This is a genomic window from Aminivibrio pyruvatiphilus (assembly GCF_004366815.1).
GTDB lineage: Bacteria > Synergistota > Synergistia > Synergistales > Aminobacteriaceae > Aminivibrio > Aminivibrio pyruvatiphilus.
In genome coordinates, this window is the sequence record NZ_SORI01000021.1 from 47,472 (window position 1) to 54,709 (window position 7,238).

Here is a 7,238-nt window from a genome sequence, read left to right on the forward strand (position 1 = left end):
TTCGTGAACTACCTCTCGGAAGGTTTCATTCAAGGACTCGGCCTCATCTTTACCATGGACGAGGAAGTATGGACGGCAGTGATCACCACCCTCAAGCTTTCGTTCCTTTCCATGGCCGTTACCCTCACCATCGGCGTTCCCCTGGGTTTCATCATCGGCTACTTCTCCTTCCCGGGGCGCAGGATCCTCCGGATCACCGTGGACACGCTGCTCTCCATCCCTACGGTAGTGGTGGGACTCTTCGTCTATGCCTTCATTTCCAACAGGGGGCCCCTCGGCGGATACGGACTTCTCTTCAGCATTCCCGGCATGGCCATAGGCCAGACCATCCTGGCCCTCCCCATCGTGGTCGCCCTCACGGCGTCCGCCGTGGAAAGCGTCGACGGACGGCTTCGCCTCACCCTCCTCACCCTGGGCGCCCGGGGAAAACGCCTCGCCCTTTCCACTCTCTGGGAGAGCAGGCACCAGATCCTCCTCGCCGCCGTCACCGCCTACGGAAGGGTCACCGCCGAAGTGGGCGTCTCCATGATGATCGGCGGCAACATCAAGTGGCACACCCGCACCATCACCACCGCCATCACCCTGGAAACGGGCAAGGGAGAATTCTCCACCGGTATCGCCCTCGGAGTCCTGCTCCTCGCCCTCTCCTTCGTTCTCAACTGGTCCCTTTCGGCTCTCCGAAGGAGGACGGCAGCATGAACAGGCAGACCGGACGTCCGGGATCAGCTCCGCTTTACGAGATCGAAGCGCTCGTCTGCGCCTACGAGGATGACCCCGTGCTCCACATCGACAGGCTGGACATTCCGCCTGACGGCCCCACCGCCTTTGTCGGCCACAACGGCAGCGGCAAGAGCACTCTTCTAAAGGCCCTCGCTTTCCTCCTGAAGCCGGCGGCAGGTACCATCCGCTTCCTGGGGGAACCCACGGAAGAACGGGAGAGTGAACTCCGCAGGGAAGTGACCTTCCTCCTCCAGGAGCCCTATCTTCTCCGGCGCTCCGTCTTCGAGAACGTGGCCTACGGCCTCAGGGTCCGGGGAGACACGAACCGCCTCGCCGACCGGGTCGCCGAAGCCCTCGAGATGGTAGGCCTTTCTCCGGACTTCGGCGCACGGGAATGGTACATGCTCTCGGGAGGCGAATCCCGGCGGGTGGCCCTGGCCTCCCGCCTCGTCCTCCGGACGAAGGTCCTCCTCCTCGACGAACCCACCGCCAACGTGGACGAAGAAAACGCCCTTCTGATGGCCCGGGTGATCAGGGAAGCCTGGGAAAAATGGGGCACCGTCTCCCTCATCGCCTCCCACGACATCCAGTGGCTCGACGGCGTCTGCGGAAGGCGCGTCTCCATGAGGCGGGGAAAAATCGAGGGCGTTTCCGCCTGAAAACCGCCCATTTTCTCTCCCCGCTTTTTGTTGTGGCGGGAATGGGTATATGGTATGCTTCCCCCATAATAGAAGTTCCGGAGGATCCTATGACATTCGAACGCGGAAATGAAGAAAAATGGACGGTAGGGGAGATTCTTTCAGCCATGGCGGGAACGGAACACCCACGGTACATCCAGAAAATAGTGACCCAGCTGCAGCAGTGGATGGAGGAATCGCTCACCTCCGAGGCCGCCGAACACGACGGCGATCCACTCTCCGCGCTCTTTGACAGCGTGCTCGAGGCCGACGGGGAGAAGCTCTTTACCCAGCTCGAGTGGGTGGACGACTACGCCGATCTCCTTCCCAACCTCAAGAAACCCTCAGGCCACGAAGATGCCGTCGTGCTCAACGTGGGCCCCACCGATTTCGAGGACAGCCTCCGCATGGCCATCGACTACGCTTCCCTCTTCAACAGGAAGCTCTGCCGGCGGGTGTGGATGATCAGCGACACCTTCATCATCGGCGACGTCTACCGGTACATCTCCCACATCCGGGCCCTCGGCTCCCAGGGAATAGCCTTCCGCTTCCTCCTGGTCACCCCCTGGGGCTGGACGGAAATACCCCTCGCCGCCGACGGCACGCCAGGCAACAGGATGATATGGAACAACCGGAAGGGCGGAGCGGCACCTGGAGAAGACGAAAGAAAACGGGACGACCGTTTGACGAGGTAGGCCCGGGGGTGTTACAATCTTCGCCGTTGCCGGAATACCATCTCCGGCAGCGCGGTGTTTCGGGGCGTAGCGCAGTCTGGTAAGCGCGCCTGGTTCGGGACCAGGAGGTCGGAGGTTCAAATCCTCTCGCCCCGACCATTTGGGAACTGAGGAGAGGTTCCGGCACACGCCGGGACCTCTTTTTTCTCACGAACCATCGGATTGACTAATCCTGACTAATTTGCTAAAATTTTCATCGGAGAGAAAAAATGGCTGACCGGACAGTAGCGCAGAACAGAAAAGCCCGACATGACTACTTCATCCTTGAGACCTTTGAATGCGGCATCGTCCTCACGGGCACGGAGATCAAATCCGTCCGGGACGGCAAGGTCAACCTCAAGGAAGGCTACGCGCTGATCCGGAACGGCGAACTCTGGCTCGTGGGGGTCCACATCTCCCCCTACGAAAAGGGCAGCTACTACAACCACGAACCTCTCCGGGACCGGAAGCTCCTGATGAAGAAGCATGAAATCCTGCGCCTCTTCTCGAAGGTCCGGGAAAAAGGTCTCACCCTCGTTCCCCTCTCTGTGTACCTCAAGGAGGGGAGGCGGGCCAAGGTGGAACTAGCGCTCGTCAAGGGAAAGCTGCTTCACGACAAGCGGGACTCCATCGCGGAGCGGGACGCCAAGCGCGACATGGAACGGGCGGTCCGGCACAGAAACAGGGACGAGTAAACTGCCAATCATGGGGCCGACTGGTCTCGACGGCAAGACGGAGGGTCTGGAAGAGCGGGCCGAGGTCGTCCGAACCTCGTTAAACGCGGACACAAAAACAAACGTCAACAACAATAACTACGCACTGGCTGCTTAATGCAGTCACGTCTTACGCGGCAGCAGCCGCCGTTTCTGCGTAAGGCGACACAAAATGGCGGATGCTTTTCGGGGAGTGTCTCCGGTCCCGGAAAAAAGATAAGGGGGCTTGGGCGAGAAAATCCTGTTCCCGGGAGTTTTGAGCCGACACTAAATCGGGAACTACGCCCGTAGCGCTTCCACGGCTGGCCCTTGTCGGACGGGGGTTCGATTCCCCCCGGCTCCACCATTTATTTAAAGACGTAGATTGGGATGCACCCCAACCTACGTCTTTTTTGTCTTGTCCAGCCGTTGGAATTTTTTTGCATTATACTGTAGAACCGCAGGCAGATGAGGTTAACCGCCGGTCAGCCATGACCCGATCTATTTCCGCCCGCAGGGAGGTTATTACAGTGGACATTCCGCGAATATTCAACATCACTGAAAGCGCTCACCGCATCCACAACCCGGTCACGCCCGAAAAGCTCGCCGTTCTCGGCGCTGCGCTGCGCATGGAACCGGGAACCCGTGTGCTCGACCTCGGCAGCGGTTCGGGGGAAATGCTGTGCACCTGGGCACGGGATCACGGCATCACCGGCACCGGTGTCGACATGAGCAGTCTTTTCACTGAACAGGCGAAACTTCGCGCCCTGGAGCTCGGTGTCGCCGATAAGGTCAGGTTCATCCACGGTGATGCCGCCGGGTACGTCTCTGACGAGAAGGTCGGAGTGGCGGCCTGTGTCGGGGCCACCTGGATCGGCGGGGGAGTCGCCGGCACCATCGACCTTCTGAAGCGAAGCCTTGACGCCGGAGGGATCATTCTCATCGGCGAGCCCTACTGGCGGCAGCTTCCGCCTTCGGAAGACGTTGCCAGGGGGTGTCTTGCACAATCGATCTCCGATTTTCTTCTTCTTCCCGGACTTATTGCGTCTTTCGGCCGCCTCGGCTGTGACGTCGTTGAAATGGTCCTGGCCGACCAGGACGGCTGGGACAGATACGAAGCGGCAAAGTGGCTCACCATGCGCCGGTGGCTGGAAGCCAATCCCGGCGACGAGCTGGCCGAAACCGTCCGGGCCGAACTGACCTCCGAACCCGTGCGCTACGCTGCCTACACCCGTGAATACCTGGGCTGGGGAGTGTTCGCGCTGATGCCGTGGTAGAAGAAACAGCCGGAAGTATGGGCGTGCCGATGGAGTTCGTGAATGGCTGCATGGGCTGAGTACTCCGTCTTGAGGACAGAATTTCCTGTTTCCGAGGGATCATGGTATTCCCTTGTTTGGGTCCTGCCGCCATTAAAGAGCGAAACAGAGAAGCGTTTCGGAGTTTTCGTTTAACTCACCTTTCCGGATTTTTCCAAAGAAATGGGACTATACTAAAGAAGTGAAAACTATTCCAGCCTTTCTTTCGGAGGTGGAATACTATGGAAACCATGGTATTGGAACGGGCCCGGGGATGCATGATCGGCCAGCTTGCCGGAGACGCCCTCGGCAGCCTGGTGGAGTTCGAGTCGACGGAGAGTATCCGGCGAAAGTATCCGGGAGGCCTGCGGGAACTGGCCGACGGCGGCACCTTCAACACCATCGCCGGGCAGCCCACCGATGACTCGGAGATGGCCCTGATGCTGGCCCGGACGCTGGTTGAACGAAAAACCTACGATGCGGAGGCTACCCTCTAAGCCTACAAATACTGGTTTAACTCCCACCCTTTCGACTACGGCGGAACCGTAGCCGCAGCCCTCGGAGGACACAAAAATCATGAAAGCCAGGCCAACGGAGCCTTGATGCGCATAAGCCCCCTGGGAATCTTCGGGGCCGGCCATCCCCTTGAAACGGTTGCCGGATGGGCCATGCAGGATGCGGATCTGACCCATCCCCACAAGGTCTGCCGGGACGCGAACGCCCTGTTCGCCATGGCCATCGCCTTTGCTGTCAAGACCGGCCCAGATCCCCGGTCCCTTTACCAGGCCGTCAGCGGCTGGGCGTCAGAGCTCGGGGTGGAACCATCGCTCATGGAGACCGTGCTGAGTGCGGTATCCGAACCTCCGGCAGACTATGTCACAAAGAGAGGCTGGGTCCTTATAGCCTTCCAGAACGCCCTGTGGCAGCTTCTTCATGCACCGAACCTGGAAGAGGGCGTTGTGGACACGGTCATGCGGGGCGGGGACACCGACACCAACGCCGCCATCTGCGGAGCCCTCCTGGGAGCCGCCTACGGGCTGAAGGCAATACCCGCCCAATGGCTGGACTGCATTCTCAACTGCCGTCCCGAAAAGGGGAACCCCCGGGTGCGCCGCCCCCGGCCGGAGTGCTTCTGGCCTGCGGAGGGCCTGGAGCTGGCGAAGGCGCTGGTGTCGTGAAAGGTGTTCCTGGAAGGGGGAAATGAGTGCAAACGAAGAAAAATCAGTGGGCTGATAATTGGTTTTATCTATATCAGAGTATACTAAGATTATGAAGATTATGATATGATTCACTTTGCGAGTGAATAGGCCGCACGGCTTTTTTAATCAATCCCCGCCGTGGAATTTGGCAAAAACATCAGTAAAGATTCAGACTTCAAAAGCCAGTCAGTCGAATTTCAGGAGGTCCTCAGAATGCCTCGCGACGCGGCTTTGTTGCGCCTTTTCAAATATGCCAACCCTTTTATTTTATCAGGCATGCTGCCCTCCGGATCCTCAAGGTCGGTTTCCTTTTTGTTCCCATTCATTGTCCATCGTATTTCCCGAGCTGGTCTTCAATCTTTTCAAGAAAAAGTATACTCTGACTGCCTTCTTGAAGAGCAGGAAGAGCGTATGTCTTTATTGTGTCACAGAAAATCTTCTTTCCGGGTTTGATAAGACGGTTTTGGAGGAAAATTATGGAAAATAATCACAAGGTTCTCGCAAATCTTTGCCCCTCCTGTTTTTTTGAGAAAGGTTCTGCTGAGGTTTGTCCAGCGTGCGGATATCGGCCAAATTCTGACAATGAAGACTGGAACAGGCTTAAGCCCGGAACGGTGGTACATGGACGCTATGCTGTCGGAAGGCCTCTCGGGCAAGGCGGATTCGGCATAACGTACCTCGGATTTGATCTGCTTCTGGAAACGAAGCTTGCCATCAAGGAATACTATCCTGCCGGAGTGGCGGCACGAAACAGTACGTCTCGTTCAGTTCTTCATGCTTCCGAAGAATTCAAGGAAGATTTCCGGAAAGGCCTGGAGAAATTTCTCGAGGAAGCAAAAGTGCTGGCACGGTTCGAGGGCCACCCGAACATAGTTTCTGTAAGGGATTTTTTTGAAGAAAACGGGACTGCCTACATGGTGATGACGTACCTCGAAGGAAGCACCCTTTTGCAATATCTTGAGGAAAGAGGCGGCCGCATTTCCTTTGAGGAAGCCCTGAATATTCTGGTTCCACTCATGGATGCTCTGGATGAAGTCCATGCCTCCGGTTTGATCCATAGGGACATCAGTCCGGACAATATTTTTTTGACTAGGACAGGCCAGGTCAAACTGCTTGACTTCGGCGCGTCCAAGACGGCCATGGCCCTCCTCCAGCATCGAAGCCATTCCATCGTTTTAAAAAGAGGATACAGTCCGTCGGAACAGTACCAGACACGAGGCAGCCTTGGCCCCTGGACGGATGTCTACGGCATGGGCGCCACGCTCTACAGGTCCATTGTCGGAGTGACCCCTCCCGATTCTCTTGACAGGATGGCAGAGGACATTCTCCCTTCGCCCCGTCAATTGGGAATCAGCCTCCCCTCCCATGCGGACGAAGCCATACTTCGCTCCCTTTCCCTGTTCCCGGGAAAACGCCCGCAGAGCATGAGGGAATTCAAAGAACTGCTTACAGGCATTCCTGACGACAGTGTGCCTTTTAGCTCTTCTCCAAATGCCATTTCCTCCCGTCTGCCGGCGGAAAGCCCGGGACCGGCTGCTCCGTTGTCTTCCAGGAAAAAAAATCCCTTGAAAATTTTGCTGTTGCTCCTTCCCGTTTTTGCGGGGCTTTTCTTTTTCCTGACGAGAAATTCCGCTGAAACGGTCCAGCCGGCTGGGCGGGGAAACACCGTCTCCTCGTCGCCTATTGCGAGTGAAAAGGAACCGAATGGAAAAGCCGAAGTCAAGGAAACTCCAGGTTTACCGGCAAAAAGTGATGAAATTTCTACAGGGGAAGGAAAACAACCTTCACAAAAAAATCCGGTCATTGAAAAGCTCCCCGTGAAAATCGGCTATCTCGCCGCCCTGACCGGCGACTGGGCCGCCTACGGCCAGACGGAAGAGAAGACCGCCCGCCTTGCGGTGGAGCAGATCAATGCCAAGGGCGGCGTGCTGGGCCGTCCCAT

The 7,238-nt window shown here is 57.5% G+C and carries 6 protein-coding genes, 1 tRNA gene, 1 other RNA gene and 2 pseudogenes; all 10 read left to right on the top strand.

What is annotated here, in order from left to right:
- Positions 1-3: 3 nt before the first annotated feature.
- Entirely contained in the window at positions 4-699 is a 696-nt protein-coding gene (locus C8D99_RS12700; RefSeq protein WP_133958880.1) for an ABC transporter permease, read from the top strand.
- A complete protein-coding gene (locus C8D99_RS12705; protein WP_133958881.1) occupies positions 696-1,379 on the top strand; it encodes an ATP-binding cassette domain-containing protein in 684 nt (227 codons plus the stop codon). The genes C8D99_RS12700 and C8D99_RS12705 overlap by 4 nt, the downstream gene beginning before the upstream one ends.
- A gap of 89 nt (positions 1,380-1,468) precedes the next feature.
- Positions 1,469-2,092: a hypothetical protein gene (locus C8D99_RS12710; RefSeq protein ID WP_133958882.1), complete on the top strand. Its 624-nt coding sequence runs from the start codon at positions 1,469-1,471 to the stop codon at positions 2,090-2,092.
- A 60-nt stretch (positions 2,093-2,152) separates the two neighbouring features.
- Positions 2,153-2,230, top strand: a tRNA-Pro gene (locus tag C8D99_RS12715).
- 110 nt (positions 2,231-2,340) lie between these two features.
- Entirely contained in the window at positions 2,341-2,805 is a 465-nt protein-coding gene (gene smpB / locus C8D99_RS12720) for an SsrA-binding protein SmpB (RefSeq protein ID WP_133958883.1), read from the top strand.
- A 12-nt stretch (positions 2,806-2,817) separates the two neighbouring features.
- Positions 2,818-3,169: a transfer-messenger RNA gene (ssrA, locus tag C8D99_RS12725) on the top strand.
- 124 nt (positions 3,170-3,293) lie between these two features.
- On the top strand, positions 3,294-4,079 hold the full coding sequence (locus tag C8D99_RS12730) for an SAM-dependent methyltransferase (RefSeq protein WP_243833934.1): 786 nt from the start codon (positions 3,294-3,296) through the stop codon (positions 4,077-4,079).
- A gap of 296 nt (positions 4,080-4,375) precedes the next feature.
- Positions 4,376-5,275 (top strand): annotated as a pseudogene (locus C8D99_RS12735) (ADP-ribosylglycohydrolase family protein).
- A gap of 497 nt (positions 5,276-5,772) precedes the next feature.
- Positions 5,773-6,534 (top strand): annotated as a pseudogene (locus C8D99_RS15800) (serine/threonine protein kinase); the annotation flags it as partial.
- A gap of 186 nt (positions 6,535-6,720) precedes the next feature.
- Positions 6,721-7,238, top strand: a 518-nt coding sequence (locus C8D99_RS15600; protein ID WP_243833936.1) for an ABC transporter substrate-binding protein, incomplete at its 3' end; no start/stop codon positions are given.

Coding starts and splice junctions, on each gene's coding strand:
- smpB (WP_133958883.1), top strand. CDS start 2,341: ATGGCTGACCGGACAGTAGCGCAGAACAGAAAAGCCCGACATGACTAC.
- C8D99_RS12730 (WP_243833934.1), top strand. CDS start 3,294: ATGACCCGATCTATTTCCGCCCGCAGGGAGGTTATTACAGTGGACATT.
- C8D99_RS12710 (WP_133958882.1), top strand. CDS start 1,469: ATGACATTCGAACGCGGAAATGAAGAAAAATGGACGGTAGGGGAGATT.
- C8D99_RS12705 (WP_133958881.1), top strand. CDS start 696: ATGAACAGGCAGACCGGACGTCCGGGATCAGCTCCGCTTTACGAGATC.